Origin of the sequence: Psychrobacter sp. CAL346-MNA-CIBAN-0220 (assembly GCF_040309805.1) — a bacterium.
GTDB lineage: Bacteria > Pseudomonadota > Gammaproteobacteria > Pseudomonadales > Moraxellaceae > Psychrobacter.
Genome location: NZ_JBEOPF010000680.1, coordinates 1 through 240 on the forward strand (window position 1 = coordinate 1; position 240 = coordinate 240).

Sequence of the window (240 nt, forward strand, 5' to 3'; positions counted from 1 at the left end):
GTGTTAAGCACCATCAGCAAGCTAAACCTAGCCATAGTTATCCTCATTTTCCTGCAAATAAAGTAAACTAAAGACTAGACCAATGTTTATTATTTACTGACAGCTCAATATTATACATGCCTATGCAGTTGGCTCAGTAAGAATGTATTGGCGTGTGAATGATTGCCAAATTTAACAATCTGTTAGGTATTTCTCTTTCCATTTGTCTACGATTGAACCGATAACAGAACTCGCTCAGGT

1 pseudogene is annotated in these 240 nt (G+C 36.7%); it reads right to left on the reverse strand.

Annotated elements, in window-relative coordinates:
• Positions 1–133: 133 nt before the first annotated feature.
• Positions 134–240 (reverse strand): annotated as a pseudogene (locus AAEY88_RS15305) (IS1595 family transposase); the annotation flags it as partial.